The sequence below is a fragment of the Coleofasciculus sp. H7-1 genome (assembly GCF_057473865.1).
Genome location: NZ_JBYCCT010000056.1, coordinates 16,225 through 38,868, shown reverse-complemented (window position 1 = coordinate 38,868; position 22,644 = coordinate 16,225). Strand labels below are relative to the sequence as shown.

At 46.9% G+C, this 22,644-nt stretch carries 24 protein-coding genes and 1 pseudogene; 18 read left to right on the top strand and 7 right to left on the bottom strand.

Annotated features, from left to right (window positions below; all coding sequences use genetic code 11):
* Positions 1-62 precede the first annotated feature (62 nt).
* Positions 63-680 (top strand): tetratricopeptide repeat protein, encoded by a 618-nt coding sequence (locus AC2VDX_RS14175; protein WP_378181800.1) that lies wholly within the window; start codon positions 63-65, stop codon positions 678-680.
* A gap of 247 nt (positions 681-927) precedes the next feature.
* Here AC2VDX_RS14175 and AC2VDX_RS14170 read toward each other — a convergent pair whose 3' ends face one another.
* Positions 928-1,713 (bottom strand): response regulator transcription factor, encoded by a 786-nt coding sequence (locus AC2VDX_RS14170; protein ID WP_378181797.1) that lies wholly within the window; start codon positions 1,711-1,713, stop codon positions 928-930.
* A gap of 513 nt (positions 1,714-2,226) precedes the next feature.
* Between AC2VDX_RS14170 and AC2VDX_RS14165 the strand changes: the two genes are divergently transcribed.
* A complete protein-coding gene (locus tag AC2VDX_RS14165) occupies positions 2,227-2,589 on the top strand; it encodes a hypothetical protein (protein ID WP_378181794.1) in 363 nt (120 codons plus the stop codon).
* An 11-nt stretch (positions 2,590-2,600) separates the two neighbouring features.
* Positions 2,601-2,849, top strand: coding sequence for a DUF6761 family protein (locus tag AC2VDX_RS14160; RefSeq protein ID WP_378181791.1), 249 nt, complete (start codon positions 2,601-2,603; stop codon positions 2,847-2,849).
* A 382-nt stretch (positions 2,850-3,231) separates the two neighbouring features.
* Here AC2VDX_RS14160 and grxD read toward each other — a convergent pair whose 3' ends face one another.
* The 3 genes from grxD to AC2VDX_RS14145 all read right to left on the bottom strand — a co-directional run bounded on the left by grxD (position 3,232) and on the right by AC2VDX_RS14145 (position 4,561).
* Positions 3,232-3,555 (bottom strand): Grx4 family monothiol glutaredoxin, encoded by a 324-nt coding sequence (grxD, locus tag AC2VDX_RS14155; RefSeq protein ID WP_378181788.1) that lies wholly within the window; start codon positions 3,553-3,555, stop codon positions 3,232-3,234.
* Positions 3,556-3,624: 69 nt separating this feature from the next.
* A complete protein-coding gene (locus AC2VDX_RS14150) occupies positions 3,625-3,885 on the bottom strand; it encodes a BolA family protein (protein WP_378181785.1) in 261 nt (86 codons plus the stop codon).
* Between the two features lie 37 nt (positions 3,886-3,922).
* Positions 3,923-4,561, bottom strand: coding sequence for a hypothetical protein (locus tag AC2VDX_RS14145; RefSeq protein ID WP_378181782.1), 639 nt, complete (start codon positions 4,559-4,561; stop codon positions 3,923-3,925).
* Between the two features lie 229 nt (positions 4,562-4,790).
* Between AC2VDX_RS14145 and AC2VDX_RS14140 the strand changes: the two genes are divergently transcribed.
* Positions 4,791-5,048, top strand: a complete 258-nt coding sequence (locus AC2VDX_RS14140) for a hypothetical protein (RefSeq protein WP_378181779.1) — start codon at positions 4,791-4,793, stop codon at positions 5,046-5,048.
* 245 nt (positions 5,049-5,293) lie between these two features.
* Here AC2VDX_RS14140 and AC2VDX_RS14135 read toward each other — a convergent pair whose 3' ends face one another.
* Positions 5,294-5,530 (bottom strand): hypothetical protein, encoded by a 237-nt coding sequence (locus AC2VDX_RS14135; RefSeq protein ID WP_486928184.1) that lies wholly within the window; start codon positions 5,528-5,530, stop codon positions 5,294-5,296.
* A 214-nt stretch (positions 5,531-5,744) separates the two neighbouring features.
* Between AC2VDX_RS14135 and AC2VDX_RS14130 the strand changes: the two genes are divergently transcribed.
* The 10 genes and pseudogenes from AC2VDX_RS14130 (at position 5,745) to AC2VDX_RS14085 (ending at position 13,471) form a co-directional block, all read left to right on the top strand.
* On the top strand, positions 5,745-6,164 hold the full coding sequence (locus AC2VDX_RS14130) for a hypothetical protein (protein ID WP_378181773.1): 420 nt from the start codon (positions 5,745-5,747) through the stop codon (positions 6,162-6,164).
* 602 nt (positions 6,165-6,766) lie between these two features.
* Complete coding sequence (locus AC2VDX_RS14125) at positions 6,767-7,573, top strand: metallophosphoesterase family protein (protein WP_486928183.1); 807 nt, start codon at positions 6,767-6,769, stop codon at positions 7,571-7,573.
* 349 nt (positions 7,574-7,922) lie between these two features.
* Positions 7,923-9,158 carry a DUF4336 domain-containing protein gene (locus tag AC2VDX_RS14120; RefSeq protein ID WP_378181951.1) on the top strand — a complete coding sequence of 412 codons (1,236 nt, stop codon included), beginning with the start codon at positions 7,923-7,925 and terminating at the stop codon, positions 9,156-9,158.
* 33 nt (positions 9,159-9,191) lie between these two features.
* Positions 9,192-10,052, top strand: a complete 861-nt coding sequence (locus AC2VDX_RS14115; protein WP_378181768.1) for a Uma2 family endonuclease — start codon at positions 9,192-9,194, stop codon at positions 10,050-10,052.
* Positions 10,053-10,215: 163 nt separating this feature from the next.
* Positions 10,216-10,758 (top strand): Uma2 family endonuclease, encoded by a 543-nt coding sequence (locus AC2VDX_RS14110; protein WP_378181765.1) that lies wholly within the window; start codon positions 10,216-10,218, stop codon positions 10,756-10,758.
* 18 nt (positions 10,759-10,776) lie between these two features.
* Complete coding sequence (locus tag AC2VDX_RS14105; RefSeq protein WP_378181763.1) at positions 10,777-11,109, top strand: DUF6883 domain-containing protein; 333 nt, start codon at positions 10,777-10,779, stop codon at positions 11,107-11,109.
* A 15-nt stretch (positions 11,110-11,124) separates the two neighbouring features.
* Positions 11,125-11,355: a DUF4926 domain-containing protein gene (locus tag AC2VDX_RS14100; RefSeq protein WP_378181761.1), complete on the top strand. Its 231-nt coding sequence runs from the start codon at positions 11,125-11,127 to the stop codon at positions 11,353-11,355.
* A 292-nt stretch (positions 11,356-11,647) separates the two neighbouring features.
* A complete protein-coding gene (locus tag AC2VDX_RS14095) occupies positions 11,648-12,649 on the top strand; it encodes a hypothetical protein (RefSeq protein ID WP_378181758.1) in 1,002 nt (333 codons plus the stop codon).
* Positions 12,650-12,859: 210 nt separating this feature from the next.
* Positions 12,860-13,123 carry a hypothetical protein gene (locus AC2VDX_RS14090; RefSeq protein WP_378181755.1) on the top strand — a complete coding sequence of 88 codons (264 nt, stop codon included), beginning with the start codon at positions 12,860-12,862 and terminating at the stop codon, positions 13,121-13,123.
* Positions 13,107-13,471 (top strand): annotated as a pseudogene (locus AC2VDX_RS14085) (type II toxin-antitoxin system RelE/ParE family toxin). The gene AC2VDX_RS14090 and the pseudogene AC2VDX_RS14085 overlap by 17 nt, the downstream one beginning before the upstream one ends.
* A gap of 214 nt (positions 13,472-13,685) precedes the next feature.
* On the opposite strand, the gene AC2VDX_RS14080 reads toward AC2VDX_RS14085, so the two are convergent.
* Together AC2VDX_RS14080 and AC2VDX_RS14075 are read right to left on the bottom strand one after the other, a co-directional pair.
* Positions 13,686-14,273 (bottom strand): Uma2 family endonuclease, encoded by a 588-nt coding sequence (locus AC2VDX_RS14080; RefSeq protein WP_378181752.1) that lies wholly within the window; start codon positions 14,271-14,273, stop codon positions 13,686-13,688.
* 132 nt (positions 14,274-14,405) lie between these two features.
* Complete coding sequence (locus AC2VDX_RS14075; RefSeq protein WP_378181749.1) at positions 14,406-15,083, bottom strand: Uma2 family endonuclease; 678 nt, start codon at positions 15,081-15,083, stop codon at positions 14,406-14,408.
* Positions 15,084-15,093: 10 nt separating this feature from the next.
* On the opposite strand from AC2VDX_RS14075, the gene AC2VDX_RS14070 reads away from it, so the two are divergent.
* From AC2VDX_RS14070 to AC2VDX_RS14055, 4 genes are all read left to right on the top strand, one after another.
* Positions 15,094-15,294 carry a hypothetical protein gene (locus AC2VDX_RS14070; RefSeq protein WP_378181746.1) on the top strand — a complete coding sequence of 67 codons (201 nt, stop codon included), beginning with the start codon at positions 15,094-15,096 and terminating at the stop codon, positions 15,292-15,294.
* Positions 15,295-15,466: 172 nt separating this feature from the next.
* Positions 15,467-18,094 (top strand): GAF domain-containing hybrid sensor histidine kinase/response regulator, encoded by a 2,628-nt coding sequence (locus AC2VDX_RS14065; protein ID WP_378181743.1) that lies wholly within the window; start codon positions 15,467-15,469, stop codon positions 18,092-18,094.
* Positions 18,091-20,388, top strand: a complete 2,298-nt coding sequence (locus AC2VDX_RS14060) for a GAF domain-containing protein (RefSeq protein WP_378181740.1) — start codon at positions 18,091-18,093, stop codon at positions 20,386-20,388. The genes AC2VDX_RS14065 and AC2VDX_RS14060 overlap by 4 nt, the downstream gene beginning before the upstream one ends.
* A 60-nt stretch (positions 20,389-20,448) precedes the next feature.
* A complete protein-coding gene (locus tag AC2VDX_RS14055; protein ID WP_378181737.1) occupies positions 20,449-22,554 on the top strand; it encodes a S8 family serine peptidase in 2,106 nt (701 codons plus the stop codon).
* The last annotated feature ends 90 nt before the right edge of the window (positions 22,555-22,644 follow it).

Here is a 22,644-nt window from a genome sequence, read left to right as displayed (position 1 = left end):
GAGTGGGTATAGACTTTTGAACTGATTGTCGAATACCCAATCACTCGTCACTAAATAAATTTATGCACCACATCAAGACAGCGATCGCAATTTTAGGAGTTGTTATCGGAGTGGGTGGATTGACCCCTGTAGTTCGTGCCCAGTCAGAACCATCCCCTGCTCCTAGTCCCCAAATTAAACCGCCTGCTCCTACCAGTCCCCGCCTCCAAGGGAATCCTGAGGCGCTGCTCCAACAGGGGTTAGACAAACTTGACGCTGGAGACTATAAGGCAGCCGTCGATCTGTTGTCGAAGGTGCTGGAGGTGAATCCCAATGATACGGAAGCTTACTACAACCGAGCCGTGGCTCTTGTTGAGCTAGAGGACTACGAGAAAGCGATCGCTGACTACAGCAAAGTGCTGCAACTCGATCCCAAGGATGATGAAGCTTACTTGAATCGAGGACTGGCTCGTACCGAGTTAGAAGATGACGCAGGAGCGATCGCTGATTACACCGAAGTTATCAAACTGAAGCCCGATCAAGCAGAAGCTTTCTATCAGCGAGGAATCGCTTATGCCCAGCTAGAAGAAGACAAGAAAGCCATTGAAGACCTTCAGAAAGCCTCTGAACTCTTCGCTAAGCAAGGCAAGCCTGATGAGTCCAAAAAAGCACTGGCGCTGATCGAGAAACTTCAGCCGTAGCCTGAATCGATGGGCTGATCGAAGCTCAGCCCATCAGCGTTTTATTGAATTTGACAGGACTTACGCAAATATCACTACATCTGAGGGCAACCACAGGGGGATTGAACCCGAAAAAACGCTACCCCGAAAAAACGCTATATGTACAAGCTTTGCGTAAGTCCTGTCCAAGTAGCCGAGTCGCCCAAAGAGAAAGCCCAAAGAGCGATGGATTTGAGGCAGGCGGCAAAGTCTATCTTAAAAGTCGATCTTAGCGGTGGCGGTTCTGTCCCCCTACCATGCTAGGGGTAGCATGGGCAGAGAGCGGTTTGGAATCGTCATCAAATGTCAAGGCAGCTGGTTCCGCCCCCTTAAGAATCTCTGGATTGAACCGATAGCCCACGTTGCGGACAGTTTGAATCATGCTGGGTTGTCGAGGATCGGTCTCAATTTTCTTGCGTAGGGAGAGGACGTGGGTATCAATGGTGCGCGGGTTATCGATGGCGTCAGGCCAAGCGCGGCGCAGCAGTTCGGAACGACTCAGCGCCACTCCTCCAGCCTGTGCCAGGACGTAAAGCAGGCTGAACTCTTGGGGCGTCAGCTCAATGAATTCTTCTTTGAAGCGGACGCGGCGTTGCACTAAGTCTATTTTTAGGTCGCCATAATCTAGGGACATGGGTGCGGCTGTGACGCGGACACGGCGAATCAGCGCCTCAACCCGCGCCATAAATTCTTGCATCCCAAATGGCTTGGTCAAATAATCGTCGGCTCCTGCTTTTAACCCAGCGACGATATCGGCTTCCAGACTGCGGGCAGACAGCATCAAGATGAGTACCTGTCCGTGTTGATGAAGCCATCGGCAAAATTCAATTCCATCGCCATCGGGCAGGTCGGAATCAAGGATGACAACTGTGGGTTGGCGAGTATAAAACGTTTCTCTACCTTGATGAACGCCAGCGGATTGACACACCCAGTAGCTTGCTTGCTGTAAGTGCCAGCCCAGTAGCGATCGCAGGTGCGGGTTCCCCTCGATGATCTGAATGCAAATCGATCCCACGGTGGCATGCTTCCCTTCAAGCTGGTGAGCTTCAGCTTAACAAAGCTTATGTCAGGATTCTGTAACCAAGGCTACGAGGGATCGGGGCTACACAATTAAAACTTAAAAATTAAAATTAAAAATTTTCTCTTTAAATTTAAACTTTTGTTTTATATTTTTAATACTTTTAAGAGTAATATTACCGATTTAGAGAGAGCCTGAAGCCGAAGCTGCCATTTCACTAAGCAATGAGTAAAATGAAAGTTAACCAAGGTTAACGTTTAGTCAAGTTTGCTGAACGATGCCATGCCAATAGCTTCCGATGAACAAATCAGTATATCCGGCTTGACCAAGCAGGATGTCTTTCCTACCAGAAACCCACTGAGTGAGGCAAAAGGCAACAGACAAATAGCTTTTTGGATATTCCCGGCAAGGGGCAACAGGCAAATCTATCCTGGCAATTGGAAATTGCGGTTAAACAATCGAAATTTTGTTGACAAAAGTTCAAGAATCTGCTTATTTAGGAGACTTTCTTTGTCCAGCGGCAGTTTAAACCACGCAACGACTAAATTGCAATGCTTGCTGGAAAAGATGGCACAAATCGCTCGACGGATGCATGACGTTGGGGATCGGGTTTTCTACGATAAAACTAAAGTGAGAGCGATCGCGCAACTCGCCGCCATCGGAGGTATGAGTTTTGCTGTTATTCCCTTAATCTTCAAGGAACACAACCAACCGTTCTATCATCACCAAACTGGTATGCACCCGTTTTCGGTTTCCGCACAGCAACTCCAAACCGCTGTAGTTCTGGTTAGGAAACTAGGCTCAACTGAGCTAACCGCTCACGGCGAAAGTTTCCTTCTTCCAACTTCACCCCTTATACTAATTCACACCTGATACTTCCGACCATGCTACAGGACTCTCAAACCATCCGCTACTACCAAAGACTCACCGACGCCCTCGTCGAAATGTGGAATCGGGGTTATCGCTTCGATGATTTGCGGCTGTTTTTAGATGGCTATCTCGCAGCTATGCGTCATTCTAGCGTTCTGGAACCCTTTCTCATTCACCGCTTAGAAGAAGAAGTTACCCGTTACATTTACGATCCATCCAACTTTGACATGACGCAGACTCAACCTAAATCAGACTATTATTAGCTGGGGTTGGCTGGATTGGTCAAGCTGAGCCTACCAGGATCGGTCTTGCCATAGTTGCCTGTGGATAATGTGGTTAAATTGCCCACAGGTATACGATTTGGGGAGAAAACAGCGAGCTTCTGGGTGCTAATCATCTTTAACGTTGATCGGATTTGTAACTTAATACAGCCGATAAGTAAAGATTTGAAAAAAAAGCGATCGCCCTTACTATCCCTTACTCTCTAGTCCAGTCAATCATGCTATTTAGGATGATTTAGACTGCACTGCTTTTGAATTAGCTTTTAAATTTTAGTTCCAAGTTATCTTAAACACCATAAAAATTCCCTCCTTGATTCTTAAGTTGAAGAACAAGGAGGGAATTTTCGGTTTGCTTGCCTTAGCTTTAGGAAGCTAAAGCAACTTCAACCATTTCCTGCAATTCGCCCTTTTGGTACAGCTCAATCAGAATATCTGAGCCGCCAACAAACTGAGCATCAACGTAAACCTGGGGAATGGTAGGCCAATTAGAATATTCCTTAATTCCCTGCCGGATTTCCCAGTCGTCCAAAATATCAACCGTGTGGTAGGGTACGCCCAAAGTATTCAGAATCTGTACCACATTGTTGGAAAAACCACACTGGGGCATCAGCTTGTTGCCCTTCATAAAGACCACAATTTTATGCTCTTTGAGCAAGCTGTCAATCCGCTCTTTTAGTTCTGGCGTCATAGTTCTGCTTGGAATGCCTCTGTTGTCTAGTGTAATGCCAGTGCGCGAGAACGCAATTTTTATTCAGCTTCAACCTTGCTTCGTAGCTGACTCCCAATCTTGGGGAGTATAGGTTTTCAGTGCTAGAGCATGAATAGCTTCTGTAGCCATCGCTTGCTGCACCGCACCGTAAACCAGTTGGTGCTGTTGTACAAGCCTTTTGCCTTCAAACTGCGACGAAACCACTGTCACCTGGTAATGGTCGCCACCGCCAGTCAGATCCTGAACTTGAATCTGGGCATCTGGCATTTTGGCTTTGATCATCGCCTCTACCTGATCTGGGCTAACCATTTAAACTCCCGTTTCACTTCAAGTTGCTAATTCTAATCTACCGTTTGGGTGCAGAGGAAGATGAGTTGGAGCGATCGCTCGAAGAATTAGCAGGCGCGGAATCAGGAGATTCGATAAACCCGATTTCCAGCAGCTGCTGATAAGCTTTCTTGCCGAGATCGCGTGTCGGCTGCTGGCTGCGAACAATCTGAATCAACAAAGGCACTGCCAAATCTGGCTGATTTTGCGCTCGATGCACCAGCGCCAGCTGATAAGTTGCCCGATCTCGAAGTTGAGCAGCTTCTACAGCCTTGCGTCGCTGGCTCTCGTAAACTCGATTATCAATTCCCGAAAAACTAGAACCCAGTTGTTGATAGAAATTGGACAACTGGTTGAAAACCTGACGAGCCTCTTGGAGCTTCTTGGCGGCTAGAGTATAGTTTTGCGAAGATACGGCACTATCTGCCTCACTCAGCAAACGCTGCCCTCCTTGCATACTCAACAAGCCACTCTCCTGAGAGATGGGGCGGAGATTGTTGGGATCGGTTAAATCTGGTTGTGTTTGACTGGCGTCTTCTGGTAGAGCAGGGATTTGGTTCTGAGCCTGCACGGGTTGTAGCAGAGCCAAAGACACTGTTAAAGGTAGGCCAGCAAGGCAGGTAAAACCGAGGCGACGAGCAGTTCCAGAAGATACCATAAAATAACCCTATTTGGGGGCTGAAAACAGAACGATGACAAACTTTGGGTATCTTAACATTGTCGGACTCACCACGTTTAAGACCAACCGCTGATAAATTCCCAAAGTCATGCCCTGTTTAGATTGACAAAACTCTAAAAAAGTTTCCGAATATTCTTTAATAATATAAAAAATAAGGGTAGAGATTTCCTGAGCAAAAGCTCGGATATCCTTAGAGCGATTTCATCTAATGCGATCGCGCATTGCGAATTTAGGCGGAAAGGTCAAGAATTTCAATTTGGTAGCTGTAGCCTTGTTCCGTCAAGAAAAGCTGTCAGTGACGGGCAAAGTCTTCCTCGCAGGTTCGCACTCACCCGTTCATCTCGCGCCAGGAGTTCCGCCAAGGGTCGATCCGCTACTTTTAGCACTAAAACTCTCTATTTCTTTTCTCTGCGTCCTTGGCGTCCTCTGCGGTTCGTTAAAAAACAATATTTCACAAATCAAATAAGATTGCTATAGAGCGATCGCTTTGCGCGTGGCTGGACGTTTTCCGAGAAATAAGACATCTGGGGGCTATAGCAATCCTATTTAAGTTGTGCGCGAGTATTCGCCTTAGTGTAGGTAGAGACGCGATTAATCGCGTCTCTACAGGGAGAGTGCAAATCATTTAGGATTGCTATATGTTTGATTTTAGCTTCGGGGAGGCAAGAATAGCTTACCACTCTCGGCAACTGGCATCATAGATTGCCGATCTCATTCGACCTCTTTCAACCACTCACAAAGAGCGGATTCTAAATCCTGTAAAGCTTTATCTAAACTTTCATATTTATCTGCGCCTATCCAAACATCTCCACCTTCATTAAAGGCTTTGATAAAAGAACTACTGTTTTCATCTTGCCCAATTTCAATCCAACCATAGCTATAAACAAAATTGGCAATGCTTGGGTAAGTTTTCTCAAGGAAATTAGTCATAATTTTGATAGGATTCACTTAGTTGATTGTTATCAGCGATCGCTCCCCATACTGAAGAGTGCCTCCTCAGTATGGGGATTAGGCGCGATCGCCTCTGGAAGGCAATCTTAAAATGCTACAGACAAAACGGAGAAGGCGCAAGTAGCGGATCTAGTGGCTGTCGGACTCTTCCATTCTGGAGCTAATTTATTTTACACTTAGACTATCAATAACAAAATCAAGGATAGGTCTAATGTCTCCTTGGGTGAAAGATCCTGACTCTGGCGGAGTTAAGATTCCAAAAGCTGTTCAAGAACGCATCAAGCAGCGGATTCTCAAATATGCTGAAGCTCGCTATGCGGGCAAATATACTCGCCTTGATATCCGCTTTCGCAGCCAGTTCTGTTATATAGATGCTTATCAAAATCCTCAGATAGAGCCAGACTTTCCTCTAGCAAATTTTCCGATATCCAGGGAAGAATATCTCGAACGAATACAAAATATCCCAACACATTTGTGTAGGCTCCGTTACTTTGGAGATGAGGAAGCCTGGAGTTTTTCGTTTTATACCTACAGTAACGAGAAGTACGAACTTTCCATGTTTAAACATGGTAGCTTTTACGGAACACCTGAAGCAGCATTTGAATCTTCTGCTCTGTACTTACACGATTAGAAGATGTAGAGACCAACAAAGTGCCTTAATAACTGTAAGCCTATTAAGTACCAATGAGCGAATACCAGCTTTACGAATTTCAAACAATTGACAAATCTCTACCTGAAGATCGAGCGGGTATAGCTGCGGCTTGCTTAGGGAGAAGAGAATCTTTCCTTTGAATTTAATAATAAATTATCTGAACTAATCGCTAGACCTCAACCTGAAAACCAGCCATAACGGACTATCAAGCATTTGTTTGAAGCGGCATAAAAAGAAGAGAAACAGGAAAGGACACGGGAAGCCGATGCTTGGAAAAATGTCAATCGCCTGCTAGAAAAGTCACAGGCGCAAGCTTATGATGAGGCAGTAAAGTTACTTTTAAAGCTCCAAGATTTAGTACTCTATCAAAACCGAAAGTTAGCTTTTCGGACACTTTTAAACCAAAATCATGAGCAATCCAGTAGACGCCCTGCTTTTATAAAATGTTTAAATAATGTAGGTTTATATCAAAACCAAATCTTTCTTCCAATCACTCAGTGCCAGGAATAGCAGCAATTTCGCGGTTGAACTGGCGTCAAGATGGCAACGTCTTTTCAAGGCAAACGCTACCATTAAGCCCTATGCGGATTGCTTCTATTTCCGACCACCCCATTCATCAAATCCCCTTTATTACCGCCGCTGCGTCAGGTCATATCGGTGTGGTTGAGCAAGTTTTACCGATTTTATCGGCACAAGTTGACTCACTTCCACCTGGCTTAGACGCTATCATCGTCGCTAGCGATTTACAGGGTATCAATCCCACAGATGGACGCCTTCTCGGTCATCGTGTCGCCGAAGAATTAGAAACTTTAGCTGACCAGGGACAGATTCCATCGCCACAGACAACAGGCATTATTTTGGCAGGCGATCTTTACGCACGAAGCGATAAGCGTGGCGGTGAAGGAGATGTCCGCGAAGTCTGGCAATCTTTCAGTCGCCGTTTTCGTTGGGTTGCTGGAGTTGCAGGAAACCATGACATTTTGGGAAACACGCCACAAGAAATTCAAACATTTAAAAATGGGCGAGGTATCCGCTACTTAGATGGTGAAATCGCTTTGGTTGATGGATTTCGCATCGCTGGCATCTCAGGTATTATCGGCAAGCCTACTAAACTTTGGCGTCGTTCAGAAAAGGATTTTCATCAAGCCATTCGCCAACTGCTCAAGGAGTTACCAGATATCCTAATTTTGCACGAAGGCCCCAATGAGCCAGACGCCAAACTCATCGGAAATCAGTCAATTCGCGCTGAACTTGCCACAGCGAACGAGTTGTTAGTCATTTGCGGTCACTCCCATTGGAAGGTGCCGATGACTACTTTATTCCCAGGAGTCCAAGTTCTAAATGTAGACAGCCGCGTAGTTGTCCTCACCGTGGCAAAGTCAGGGTAATTTGCTGTGAACCTTTTTCAAAAACAAGGGGACAAGGGGATGAATCATCTACGGAAAAATCGGCTTTCTCCCACTCCTTTACCCAAATCTAAAAAACCTACCCTTGTGAGGGGGTTAGGTCTGCTTTATCGGGGGAGTATTGATCCCATAAGGTAGAAAACTAGTGTTTGCTTAAAGTCTAATTGTCATGAGAGTCTAGAGCTTAGATAACAATTCGGTTATAGAGTCAAAAATTTGCTTTCCTCCAACAGTTATAAATTCGACAAACACAGGCGTCAGCATTCATGAATAAGGGGAAGGGGTCGTGGAGTGGATAGAACCACGAAAGAAAGCGCACCAGACGCACCTATTGAGGGCATCGTTTGGGCAGGGGCAACAGGATAGTTTGAGTATCAGACCTGGGGACTGGTCATGGCCTTTCTGGCTGGCTGTGCCACTCTACCCATACAGTCGGCGGCGGACACTCCGCAAAGAAGTCGTGAAGGACACGATCTGGACTTTTGACCAGATGCAGGGCATCCTTTACACTGTCGTACCGATTCGCATGACCGTCGTTAAGCTCTCTGAAGGGGGTCTTCTCGTCTATGCTCCTGTCGCGCCGACCAGAGAGTGTATCAGGCTGGTTCAGGAGTTGGAGGTGAAATACGGCGATGTTAAGTACATCATCCTGCCAACCGCTTCTGGCTTAGAACATAAGGTTTTCGCGGGTCCGTTCGCCAGACGCTTTCCTGTAGCACAGGTCTTCGTGACTGCGAACCAGTGGAGTTTCCCGGTAAATCTGCCGCTGAGTTGGCTCGGCTTTCCTAGCAAACGGACCCAGATACTTCCGGAGAATAGCAATGATGCGCCCTTTGCTAATGACTTTAATTATGCGGTGCTGAGCATCAACTTGGGGCGAGGGTCGTTTGAAGAAGTTGCTTTATTGCACAAGCGATCGCGCACTCTGCTGCTGACAGACTCGGTACTTTCAGTGCCAGAGTCTCCGCCAGAGATTGTCCAAGTTGACCCGTATCCCTTGCTGTTCCACGCCAGAGACAGCGCCTTGGAGAGGGTTGAAGATAGTGAGGCGAATCGTCGCCAGGGATGGCAGCGCATTTCGCTGTTTGCTTTGTACCTCCGTCCCAGCGCCTTGGAAATGAGCGGACAGTGGCAGGCATTGCGCGATGCCCTGAAAGCGCCGGAGCGGTCAAGGAAGGCGTATTTCGGTTGGTTTCCGTTCAAATGGAAGGCTCACTGGCAGCAGTCATTCGAGGCGCTGCGAGGGGGCGGTCGCCCGTTCGTGGCACCGATGCTGCAATCGTTCATTTTCACCCAAGCGCCTCAGGCAGTCCTTGATTGGGCGGACGAGGTGGCAAGCTGGAATTTCCAGCGAATTATTCCCTGCCACTTTGATGCGCCGATTGAGGCAAGTCCGCATCAGTTCCGGCGGGCGTTCACCTTCCTGAAGAAGAAGTCTTCTATCGGTGAGGGTTTCTTAGGGGGTGGAAGTCAGCCTCTGCCTGAGGAGGACTTTGAATTCATCAGGGAACTCGAAGAAAATCTGACCAAGCGCGGCATCACATCACCACAGAAGGAAAAGGTGTGAAGCGTTAATATAAAGCCAGTTTTCTAATACTTTATGTTTCCGGTCAAATACCCCGTTCCTCAAACTGACCCGCCGCGATCGCCCAGAGAAACGCTGCCCACCATGTACGATCTGCCTAGCGAAGACTCGGAGGAACCTGGCTTGCCCGATGAATTTCATGACTTGCAAGCGCAATTCTTGAGTCTCACGTTCTGCCCAACCCACTATCCGGCTTCGCGGGTCTTCAGTGCCAGCGACATGAACCTTTACTATGATGTGCGTCACGCTCAATGGTACAAGCGACCGGATTGGTTTGGTGTTGTGGGCGTGCCTCGACTTTATGATGATGTCGATATGCGCCTTTCTTATGTGGTTTGGCAAGAGGGCGTGAATCCTTTTGTGGTTGTGGAATTGCTCTCGCCGGGGACAGAAAAAGAAGACTTAGGGGAAATTCATCAGGAACTGCCACTTGCGTCTGAGGAAGTTGTAGACAATGGGCAAGCAATTGAGCCTCAGAGTAATGAGAAACCCCCACGAAAATGGGAGGTTTACGAGCAGATTTTACGCATTCCTTACTATATAGTTTTTAGTCGTTATACCAATCGGCTACGAGCTTTTAAGATAGTGGGAGCGCATTATCAAGAGTTAGAGTTACAGGAGCCACGAGTGTGGATACCTGAGTTAGAGTTGGGCTTGGGTTTGTGGCAAGGTGAATATCAGGGAATTGAGCGTTTGTGGTTGCGTTGGTATGACGCTCAGGGAAACTGGATTCTCACTGAGGCGGAACAGGAACGCCAGCGAACTGAACAACAGAGACAGCGAGCTGAACAAGCGGAAGCTCAGTTACAGTCGCTGATTGAGCGACTCCGAGCATCAGGAATTGACCCTGAGACGTTTTTGAACGGTCAAAGCTGAATTGAATGGAATAGAGCGATCGCTTCTCGTACTGCTTCAGCTTTGGGAGAATGAAGTTTGAGGGGGATGGTGCGTTAGCAAAGCGCGACGAAGTCGTTCGCTTCTCATGCTAAAAACTCTAGAATTGAGTCAATCAAAGCAAGAAGAATGAGTGATTGGAGCAATGAAGACGCTAGCTAAATGGTCTGTGGATGACTATCACCGCATGATCGCAGCGGGAATTTTGCGCGATCGCCGTGTGGAGTTGCTAGCAGGTGAAATTGTTGAAATGAGTCCAGAGACACCGATTCATTACAATACGGCAAAGCGAGGCGCGAAATACTTGGAGGAGTTGCTACAGGGGAAAGCCGATGTTCGTTTCAATGGCCCAATTACACTACCTGACTCCGAACCCGAACCGGATATTGCGATTGTTCGACTGCCAGAGTCTGCATACAGCGATCGCCATCCCGAACCTGATGATATCTTTTGGGTCATAGAGGTTGCTAAGACCAGCCTGAAAAAAGACTTAGACCTCAAAACTTCTATCTACGCATCTGCTGAAATTCAAGAGTATTGGATTTTGGATGTATCTGCTAAGCGAGTAATTGTGTTTCGAGAGCCTCAAAATGGTCGCTATCTTACACAACAAGTTCTTCGTGAAGGTGCGATCGCGCCATTGGCATTTCCCGATGTTCAGGTATCTGTTGAGAGACTTTTTGCTTGAGTCGTTTGTGTCAGTTGTATGATAATTCCGAATGCAGAGCGTGCTGTGGTTGATGTCCGTAAGTTACGTGATTACTGTCTCAATTCCACACACGATCAAGGCAAACATAAGGCACGTTTGTTTGAATCCATGCTTGGCATAACTCCTAGTGATGCAGAGGAGTTACGTAGGATTTTACTGGAAGTTATCAAAACACATGAGGTACAGCTAGGGCGAAGGGACGACTACGGGCAACGTTATACCCTTGGCTTTGTGCTTGAATGGGGGGAGAGAAGCGCTACAGTTCGTAGCGGTTGGATAATCGAACATGGCTCAGATATTCCAAGATTGACAACCTGCTACCCGTTGTAAGAGTTGGAGGTTTATATGACAGATACAATCAAGTTGTTAGATATAGTTGCTCTTACAGCCAATTTGCCTGAGTTTAATCTGTGGCGTGGGCAAGTGGGTACAGTTGTTGAAATCCTTGCCGATGGTAGGGCTTTTGAAGTTGAATTTAGCGATCGCACAGGACGCACTTATGAGTCTCTTGGTCTGCGTCCAGATCAGATTATGGTGCTGCATTTTGAGCCAGTATCTGGTGATGTTGCAGCATAACAAGATACTACAACTAATGACTCACTAATCCGATAAGTACAATTGTGCTGAAATTCAAGAGTATTAGAGCTTTAATTTTATTTACAAAGTTAGCAAATGTGTTTCGAGAGTCTCAAAATGGTCGATATGTTGTAGCATCAGGTCATTCGTGAAGGAGCAATAACTTTGTTAAGTATCGCTAACGCGCCGTTGACATTTCCAGACATTCAGGTATCCGTCGAGAGACAGTTGGGTTGAGCAAGACAGAACAATTCCTCCAATATTTGCCATTGTTAATTGTACAGAAAACTTGATGCGAATATCTTTCAGAACCATTAGTGATTTAGCAGAACTGATTTGTGGCGGTAGCGGAGGAAGTGGAGGATTTAGATGGAATAACTTCCCATATCGATCAAGTTCACAGCTTACGCAGTTCTTTCATTCCTGTGACCAACCATACATACATGATGGCGATACCAGAAAGTACTGGGTAGAGACCATACTCAAAGAACTGAATCAAGGTTTAGTAACAGTTCAACAGCTACCATCTGATTCAATTATTAGAGTCATTCAAGAGCTTATGGATGCTGTTGACTATCAGAGGGAGAAACTTGACCGTGATGCTGCACTTGTAGACTTGAATCATGTTCTTGGTAGAGACGGTATTCACGCATACTTTGATGCTGCTGGACGTTGTCACGTCAGAAATGTTCAAACGAGTATTACTTCAGCCACTTCCAAAATCCAAGCACGTCCACTTTCTCCTATAGAACTCAGCCGACGGAACGAAATTGCAACTTTCTTAGATACAGCTTCTGAAGACGAGTTTATTGAAGAACTTCTTGTTCCACTCTTTCGTCAATTAGGCTTCCTGCGCGTAACGGCGACTGGTCATCGTGATAAAGCTCTTGAGTATGGCAAAGATTTGTGGATGAAGTACCAACTTCCAACAGGACACTTCATCTACTTCAGCGCCCAAGTCAAAAAAGATAAAATCGATGCAGCAGGGCGAGATATTAACAGCAACATTAGCGGTATCTTAGCTCAAGTACGTATGGCTTTAGATCATCCAATATTCGATCCAGAGACGAATCGAAAGAATCTACTGGATCATGTTTTTATCATTTCTGCTAACTTCATTACTAAGCAAGCTAGAGCTTTACTGAGCGAACATCTGGATGCTGCCGCCCGTCGTCATATCATATTCATGGATAGGGAGGAGCTGTTAGATTTGGGAGCAATCACGAGTGTGCAATTGCTAAAGGATAATAAGCCAAACAGCTTCTCATTTGAGGGGGATGATCCACCTTTCTAGAAACCATATCTTCTTTGCCGGATGAGTTTCGTAGCAATTTACCCTACCTACAGACTTGCCATAGCGCAAGCGAGAAAAGCAAAGCATGAGCGCACTACTTTAGGTTGTCGGCGAGGGCAGAGGGAAAGAGGTGATTGATCGGACAATTGCAACAGATATCACAGGAGAGAATTAGTAGAATTGAGAGAGCTATTAACCCTATTACTACCTATGCTAAAAACTGTCCAAGGCATTTATCAGAACGGACAAATTGAACTCACCGAACTGCCGCAGAATGTGAGCGATCGCACCCAAGTTCTGATCACCTTTCTCGATCCTGGCAAAATCGATCTCACCAAAGTGCGCCAACTGATCGATCAGTTAGAAACGATTGCAGGCATTCAGCAAGGCTTCGAGGAACTAGAGCGCGGTCAAACTCGTCCTATCGGAGATTTCATCCAAGAAATGCAGCAAAAGTATGACATTTCAGGTTGAGATTACTCCGATTGCCGAAGCTCAGATCGAGCAAGCCTACCAATGGTATCGAGAGCGTAATCCCGAATTTGCCTATCGCTGGTTTCGAGGGTTGATGAATGCGATGCTCCCAAGGGGAGCCGCTACGCTAACGCAACACTCCAAGAGAAGCCCCAGCGCTGTGCCTTGGCAGTTGAACGCGAAATTTTTCCTGAAGAAGTTCGGCAGTTACTTTACGGGAAAGCCAAAAACATATATCGAGTGTTGTTTACTATTCGAGATACTACAGTCTACGTGTTGTACGTCCGCCATAGTGTTCAAGCACCATTAACTGTAGATGACCTAGACGATCTAGGAGATGGAGTTTAAATAGGTTGTCGGTGAGGTACAGGTTTGAGGTGATTATCGGTGGGGCGATCGCTCCCCTTAATCATCAACCTGATTCTGTTCCAGTAGAGCGTAAGCGTTACCCATCGAACCTTTGCAAATGTTGGGTTTCGTACCTCAACCATTCCCTACGAGGTCTTTATCAGTTGGAAATTTGGTTTCGGATTCAAGTAAAATGACAAGAAAGCGATCGCTTTCATATTCGCGCATCAGAATTCTGAATTCCAGGCACTTTTCGATAGATGCAGGCAATATCGCCGCGAAAATCAATACTTGCAAAGTAAACTTCATCACCTTGTCTATAGATTTGAGAAACCCAATCGCCTGAATTGGAAAGGCGAAAACACTCGACGCTCATCTGAGATTGATGAATTAACACATATTCTTGTAAAGATGGCGACGTTTGATAATCAGCAAATTTCTCCCCTCTGTCAAAAGCTGCTGTTGAGGGAGATAATACTTCAATCACCAAGATCGGATAGAGGATGAAGTCTTCTGTAGAGTCTGTATCCCGCTCGTCACAAGTTACTACAACATCGGGATAGTAATAGCAGTCTGCTGATTCAATCCTGACTTTAATATCCGAATTGAGAACAAGGCAAGGGGTATCATTCAGATGATTATTGAACAGGGTTACTAAGTTGCCAGCAATAATAACATGAGGTTTCTTCGCCCCTACCATTGCATAGACTTGTCCTCGTCTATATTCATGTTTTATAGGGCTGGTTCGTTCTCCCTCTAGGTAATCTTCTCGTGAAATGTAGAAGCTTTTGTTAATAGTCATTGGGTAGTATTTCAGAATGAGTTGCTATTTTGATAAGTTGTAACCCAGCTTCTGTATGACATTAGGAAATTTGGTTTCGGATTCAAGTAGGATGACAAGAAAGCGATCGCTTCTGATTCAAACTAAGTCAGTCTACTCAGGCAATTCTCCAAAACGTTCTCGATAACGAGCCAATAGAGCCTCAGCTTGTTCCGCCCGTTCCTCTGCTTGCTGTCGCGCCTGCGTTTCCTGCTGAAGTGCCTCCACCAACTCATCAGGAACTAACAACTTCTCTCCGGTATCCTCCCGATAAAAACCAATCAGTTCCCCCTCCACAGCCAAGCGTAACTGCAACGGTTCGCTGCGGCTATCTGTAATTGGCTGATAGCTTTCTCCCTGAAGTCGATACCCCCGCAACTGCTCTTCTATCCACTCTCGTCTGGGGTCAAATAACCAATATTCCTGAACCTCCAACTGCTCGTACAAGGTTTTTTTGAAACCTGTATCTTGCGCTTGAGTTCCTGTAGAAGTCATCTCAAAGATTACAACTGGAACTTGACCTTCTTCCCAAGTTTTGTAGTTGTCTCTTCCTCCCGGTTCAACATCAAAAATTACTATCACATCTGGGGCAACTCGCAACTTGGGAAAACCCTGAGCGTAGTAGAGAAACTGATTGCCCAAAACAGTTGCTTGACGACCCTTGAGATATTGTCTCAGGACTTCTAGCGTTGTCAGTAGAACGTAAAGGTGAGCATAAGTTTCTGCCACTGCACCATCAGCACTTGGATAGAAGGGTTGGGACTGTTTGACCGTGGGTGTAATCGCTGTCATAAGCGCTTCCTTGTTACTTACCCATCCTGTACCGCCCTTACGGCCCGTTGTTTTAGTCGCCAGGGCAGGGACGGCGACCGTGGGAATTGCTAAAATAGTTGTACTGCGGTGTCTTGATGCAGTTGTGTTTAAAGCGATCGCCACCAGTGCAACATTCCCATTCTACCTGCAAGGAACCCTAGGCTCAGACGCGCTACTTGTGCAACAGTAACTCAAAGCTCTGAAAAAGGAATTAGCATGGTCTGGGTTGCCAGTTTCCGAGCAATTCTAAAAATAAAAATTATAAATTGAAAAATGACAAGAATGCAATCAAGGATGAGAATGGCGTCTACCCGCAGGTATGTTAGCCAGACAATTACTGATGATAATTTATTTATAAAACCATGATTTCCTCCAATGAAGCCGAACGACTCACCGCAGTGCGCCGCTACGACATTCTTGACACACCACCGGATGGAGCCTTTGACCGAATCACAGCCCTAGCAACCCGGTTTTTCAACGTCCCGATTTCCATTATTAGCATCGTTGACCATGACCGAATCTGGTTTAAATCTCATCATGGGCTAGAAGTTCAGCAAATTGGACCCGAACTCGGACTCTGTGCCAGTGCGATTTTGCAAGAAGAAGTTTACACCGTTCTGGATGCCAAAGTAGACCCCCGCACGTTAGCAAACTCCTTAGTAGCTGGGGAATTTGGACTTCGTTTTTACGCAGCAGCCCCCTTGCAGACACGCGATGGTTTCAACTTAGGAACTATCTGTGTAATCGACTATCAACCCCGTCAAGTGACCGAGGCAGAAAAGGCAACTCTCACAGACTTAGCCGCCATTGTCCTTGATGAATTGGAACTGCGACTCGCCGCTCAAAAAGCCGTACAATCTGAAGTTGTCCGGCGAATGGCAGCACTGGAAGCAACCAGAGCCAAAAGTGAATTTCTGGCAATGATGAGCCATGAAATCCGGACTCCGATGAACGGAGTCATTGGGATGGCGGGACTACTGTTGAATACAGAACTAACGTTCCAGCAACGGAACTTTGTCGAGATAATTTGTAGCAGTGGCGATTCCTTACTGACAATCATTAACGACATTCTCGACTTCTCCAAAATCGAGTCCGGCAAGCTGGAATTAGAAGAACAACCTTTAAGCTTGTTAGATTGCATTGAAGCTGCCTTAGATTTACTCGCTCCCCGTGCTTATGAAAAAGGCTTAGAACTCGCTTACCAAATCGAGACAGGAACCCCCAGCATAGTGCTGGGAGATGAAATCAGACTGCGCCAAATTCTGGTGAATCTGCTGAGTAATGCAATTAAATTCACTTCTGCCGGGGAAGTAGTGGTTTCAGTAACGGCAAAAGAAGTAATGGTTAATCGGGAATCGGCAATCAGTAACTGGCAAGAAAACCAATCACCCATTCCTCCTTATTCATTACCAAATACCTGTTACCAAATCCAATTTTCCGTCAAAGATACCGGAATTGGTATTCCTTCAGACCGAATGAATCGCCTGTTTAAGTCGTTTAGCCAAGTTGATTCCTCTACCAGCCGTCAATATGGGGGCACGGGGTTGGGACTGGCGATTAGCAAACGCTTGAGTGAAATGATGGGGGGTCAGATGTGGGTTGAAAGTGAAGTTGGACACGGCTCCACTTTTCATTTCACCGTCATCGCCCGATCTTTTCCTGGCTGTCCACTGGTTGAACTCGATGCTGTCCAGCCGCAGTTAGCTGGAAAACGGCTGTTAATTGTGGATGAAAATGCTACCAGCCGCCAGATTTTGATTTTGCAAGCCCAATCTTGGGGGATGATGACGAAGGCAACTGAATCGGGTGCCCAGGCTTTAGGCTGGCTTCGTCAAGGTGAGCGTTTTGATATGGCGATTCTAGATAGGCAAATGCTAGGGATGGATGCCTTGAGCCTAGCGACAGAAATTCGCTCATTACCTAACGCTGAGGCATTACCCGTGGTGATGTTGACTACGTTTGGCAAAGAACCGGGGGAAAAACAGTTAGAGCGAGTAAAATTTGCAGCCTTCCTGAATAAGCCGATTAAACAATCTCAGCTTTACAATACCTTGAGTGGTCTGTTGGCACGAGAGCCGATCAAGGTGCAGCGCCCGCCCTTTACTTTACCTGAGCTTCAGCCCCACCTTGCCGAAGCTCTCCCCTTGCGAATTCTTGTAGCCGAGGACAATCGGGTGAACCAGAAGGTGGCTTTGCACTTACTGCAACAGTTGGGATATCAAGCCGATGTTGTTGACAATGGTCTAGAAGTGCTGGAAGCCTTGCGGCGTCAATCCTACGATCTGGTGCTGATGGATGTGCAGATGCCAGAAATGGATGGGTTAGAGGCGAGTCGTGGCATCTGCCAAGAAGGGTTGGCAACCGATGGTAGAGGGGATGCCTGCCCTACAAAACCTTGGATTATTGCTATGACGGCTAATGTCATGCAAGGCGATCGCCAAGCGTGTCTGGAAGCTGGCATGGACGACTATATCAGCAAGCCGATCCGAAAGGAAGAGTTAGTTCAGGCTTTGCAGAGGTGCAGAGGTGCAGAGGTGCAGGGAAGTGGGGGAGACAACACAACAGAGGGCGAAGCCACTACTTTACTCCACACTGAGTCCGGACAGGGTAGTGACGCAACATTATCATTCAGTAGTCCTATTGATGCCAATACCCTGCAATCATTTGCTAAAACAGTGGGAGGTAACGCCTCAAATTTATTGACTCAATTGATTAATTGCTATTTAGAAGATGCTCCCAAACTGCTGCAAGCAATCGGGACAGCAGCGAGTAACCAAGATGCGATCGCGCTTAGGCAAGCATCTCATACCTTAAAAGCCAGCAGTGCTGCTCTTGGTGCAATACAACTGGCTACTTTGTGTAAACAGCTCGAAGCGATGAGTCGGGCTGGAGAAATTGCTGGTGCATCCAAAATTGTTGTACAGATCGAAACAGAGTCTGAAACCGTTAAGGCGGCTTTGCAGATGGCAGCACAATCAAATCAGCGATGAAGATTACTTGCACTGAACCAGATTCCTACCTCGTCCTGATTGTTGACGACGACAGATTCACGCGGATGCAGCTGCGCGGCATGATGGAACACGAAGGCTACAAGGTGGCAGAGGCAAGTGATGGAGAGGAAGGCTTAGCTGCCTACACAAGCCTGCATCCAGACATTGTTTTGCTAGATGCGTTGATGCCGATTCTGGATGGTTTTGCTTGCTGTAGCCAGTTAAAATCCCTTCCTCAAGGCGATCGCACACCTGTTTTAATCATTACCAGCCTTGACGACCGAGAATCCGTCAATCAGGCGTTTGAGGCAGGTGCCACCGATTATGTCACTAAGCCGGTACACTGGGCAGTGCTGCGCCAACGGGTGCGCCGTCTCCTCCAGGCGAGTCGAGCAGCGGAAGAATTGCGACAGCAAAATCAGCGACAACGGCTAATGGGAGCGATGTTAGAGCGCATCCGCCAATCTCTGAACTTGGAAGAAATTCTCAATACTACAGCCAGCGAGGTGCGGCAATTTCTTGCCTCCGACCGAGTGATTATTTATCGCTTCAATCCGGATTGGAGTGGCGTCGTGGAGGTGGAATCTGTAGATGAGCCTTGGACTCCGATCTTAGGGAAAACACTTTTAGATCCGTGCTTTACTCAAAATTATGTCGAGCTTTACAAACACGGTCGTATCAGCGCCACGGCGGATATTTACACAGCCGGTTTGAGACAGTGTCACATCGATTTATTGTCTCAGTTTCAAGTCAAAGCTAATTTGGTGGTACCCATCCTGCAAAACAGGACTGAGGTGAAAGGACTCAGGACTGAGGAAGGGGAGCCGGGAAGCCCCCAGTCTTTAGCCCTCAGCACGGATAGCACTGAGTTATGGGGACTGTTGATTGCTCATCACTGTTCGCAACCTCGGCAATGGCAACAGTGGGAGATAGATTTTCTCTGTTCGTTGGCAACCCAGGTAGCGATCGCCATTCAACAATCTGAACTTTACCATCAGGTGCAGCAGCTCAACACAAACCTCGAACACCAGGTACAGGAACGCACCGCTCAGTTGCAGCAAGCTCTCAAATTTGAAGCGATGCTCAAACGAATTACTGATAAAGTGCGCGACAGCCTCGATGAAAGCCACATTTTGCAAACAGCCGTGCAAGAATTAGCACAAGTGCTGGGAGTTAAGTATTGCGATACGGCATTGTATGACATCAATGGGGCTACTTCCACGGTTTGCTATGAGTACACGCTCTCAATGCCTTCAGCTGAGGGAAGCGAAATCCAAATGGCAAGTAATCCGGCGATTTACTCCCAACTGTTGCAAGGAAAGTATCTGCAATTTTGCAAACTAGGTCCCAACCCAATTCAGCCGATTTCCGGTCAATCTTCAGTCTTGGCTTGTCCTATTTTTGATAACCAAGGGGTTTTGGGCGATCTGTGGTTATTAAACGATCGGGGATATATTTTTAACGAACTAGAGATTCGTTTATTACAACAGGTCGCTAATCAATGCGCGATCGCTATTCGTCAAGCCCGACTTTACCAAGCTTCACTGGCTCAAGTAAATGAATTAGAAAAACTCAATCAACTCAAAGATGATTTTTTAAGTACGGTTTCTCACGAATTACGCACCCCGGTATCCAACATGAAAATGGCAATTCAAATGTTGGAAGTTATTATGGAAAAACAATGCGATTGGTATGATGAGATAACCAGTCAAAAGGTCGAAGATCACCCAATTTATCGCTATTTCGAGTTGCTGAATGATGAGTGCAACCGAGAAATGAACCTAATTAACGATCTACTGCAATTACAGCAACTCAATGCAGGGGCGCATCCTTTAGAAAAGACAAGTATTCACTTACAAGACTGGATTCCCCATATCGTAGAACCTTTTGAACAGCGAACTCAAAAATACCAGCAAATATTACAAGTAAACATTCCCGAAGAACTGCCTCTTCTTGTTTCGGATCCATTCAGTTTGGCACGTATCCTCACCGAATTGCTGAATAATGCTTGTAAGTATACTCCACCAGAAGAAAAGATTACGGTAGCTGTTTATGTTAAATCGGAAAAGCTTCAGATCGAAGTGAGCAATTCTGGGATCGAGATTCCCACGAATGAACTTTCCCGTATCTTTGATAAGTTCTACCGCATTCCGAGTAATGACCCGTGGAAGCATGGCGGGACTGGTTTAGGACTAGCACTCGTCCAAAAATTGGTAGCTTATTTAGGAGGATCTATTAAAGTTGAAAGTACATCTAAAAAAACCTGTTTTTTAGTTGAATTGCCGATTAATTGATAGGAATAAAAATTGGTAATAGACAATAGAAAGTAAAAATTAAACATCGTATTTTGCTCAATGACTAATTACCAATCTGCGGGTGGTGTGCCAGAAGAAAGTGTGGGTCGTATTTTACAGCGGGGGGGTGAAGAACTGGCGCTGGAGAAAGTGAGCGATCGCTTCACGGTTCGCCCCGCCACCTCCGACGCTACATCTGAGGAGTTCGCGCTAACAATTCCCGCCCAAGCGCACCAGGAAATTCCCGGTAGAAGCGGGATGACCCCTCCCCTACAAGAATTTATTGTTGACCCATCCCAGCGAGACGAAGCCATGCAGGCGGCACGAGAATCAGAGGATGTCGCCTTTGCCAGTCATGTCTATAAACTCAAAGAGAATCCGCAGACGTTAATTTACCTAACGGATCAGGTGACAATTCAATTTGCCCCGCTGGTGGATGAGGAAACCCAAAGAGCGATCGCATCTTTATTTGGCTTACAATTGCTGCGACCTGTCAGCGGGATTCCCAACACCTTCGTCTTCGAGGTCAGTCCGCAAGCACAGGAAAATCCCATCAAAATTGCCAACCGCTTAATCGGGCGAAAAGAGGTACTCACCGCCGAACCCAACATCGTCGTGCGACAAGAAAAGCACTACCGACCCAAAGATTCCCTATATTCCAAGCAATGGTATCTCAACAACCTTGGCGGATCTCAGATGGCAGCCGGTTCTCACATTTCGGTTGAGAAAGCTTGGGATATCACCAGAGGCATCCGTTCCATCGTTGTCGCAGTGGCAGATGATGGCTTCGACCTCAACCACCCGGATTTTCAGGGAACTGGCAAAATTGTTGCCCCTAAAGACTTCAAAGAACAAGACTTCTTGCCGCTACCTGGAGACGATAATGAAAACCACGGAACCGCTTGTGCTGGGGTTGCAGTGGCAGAAGAAACCGGCACCGGCATTGTGGGAGTCGCCCCTGGCTGTGCCCTGATGCCCCTCCGCACCACTGGCTATCTAGATGACGAAGCCATCGAACAACTATTTGACTGGGCGATCAACAACGGTGCTGCGGTCATTTCCTGTAGCTGGGGGCCAGCAGCCGTCTACTTCCCCCTCTCCCTGCGGCAACGCGCCGCCCTAACTCGTGCCGCGACCCAAGGACGGGACGGTAAAGGCTGTGTCATCGTCTTTGCTGCTGGGAATGCGAATCGTCCTATCAGCGGCACGATTAACGAGCAGGGATGGCCTAATAACCTGTTAAAAGGTCCTACCCAGTGGCTGGGTGGTTTCACCGTTCATCCAGATGCGATCGCGGTTTCTGCTTGTACCAGCCTCAACAAAAAATCTGCCTACAGTAACTGGGGAACCAACGTCTCTGTCTGTGCCCCCAGCAATAATGCGCCGCCAGGAATGTGGTTTGAACAAACCGGCTATGTCAGTACCGCCCCCGAAGTCAGAGCATTGCTGCCAGGATTGGGCATCTTTACCACTGACCGACTAGGGGCAGCTGGATACGACAGCAACAACTTCACCAGTGACTTCGGCGGCACCTCCAGTGCTTGTCCCGTTGTCGCAGGCGTCGCTGCCCTGATTCTGTCAGCCAATCCCGATTTAACTGCAAAAGAAGTCAGGCAAATTCTGCAACAAACCGCTGACAAAGTAGTTGACCCCGACTCCGACCCCCAATTGACTTTTCGATTGGGCAGTTACGATGCGAACGGTTTCTCTCAGTGGTTCGGCTATGGCAAAGTCAATGCTTTTAAAGCTGTTCAAGCTGCCCAACAGCAGCGCGTCCAACCATCGCAAGCCTCCCAAGTTTTGCAAGGACGCAATGACAACCTCGTCCCCATTCCCGACTACAACTCCCAAGGTGTTACCAGCGCAATTAACGCGACTAACGCCAGCCCCCTACGAGATATCCAAGTCAGCGTCAACATTCAACACGAGTTTCTAGGGGATATCGAGGTTAGTTTGAGAAGTCCTAACGGGATTACGGTGCTGTTGCAAGGTCGCACGCTGGGTTCTACAACTCAATTGCAAGCCACCTACACGCTGCAAAATACCCCCGCACTCAAGCAACTCCTCAACAAACCCGCAGCAGGCGTCTGGCAGTTGTGGGTGGTGGATTATGCCCAGATGGATACTGGGACTTTGAACAGCTGGGAATTAACCTTGGGCGTCTGAGTAGGGCACTGCACTGCCGTGCCCATTGGTGTCCACTTAAGATTGGCTTGGCGGTTGAAACCGCAGCTATACAGACTCGCACCTGCCTTC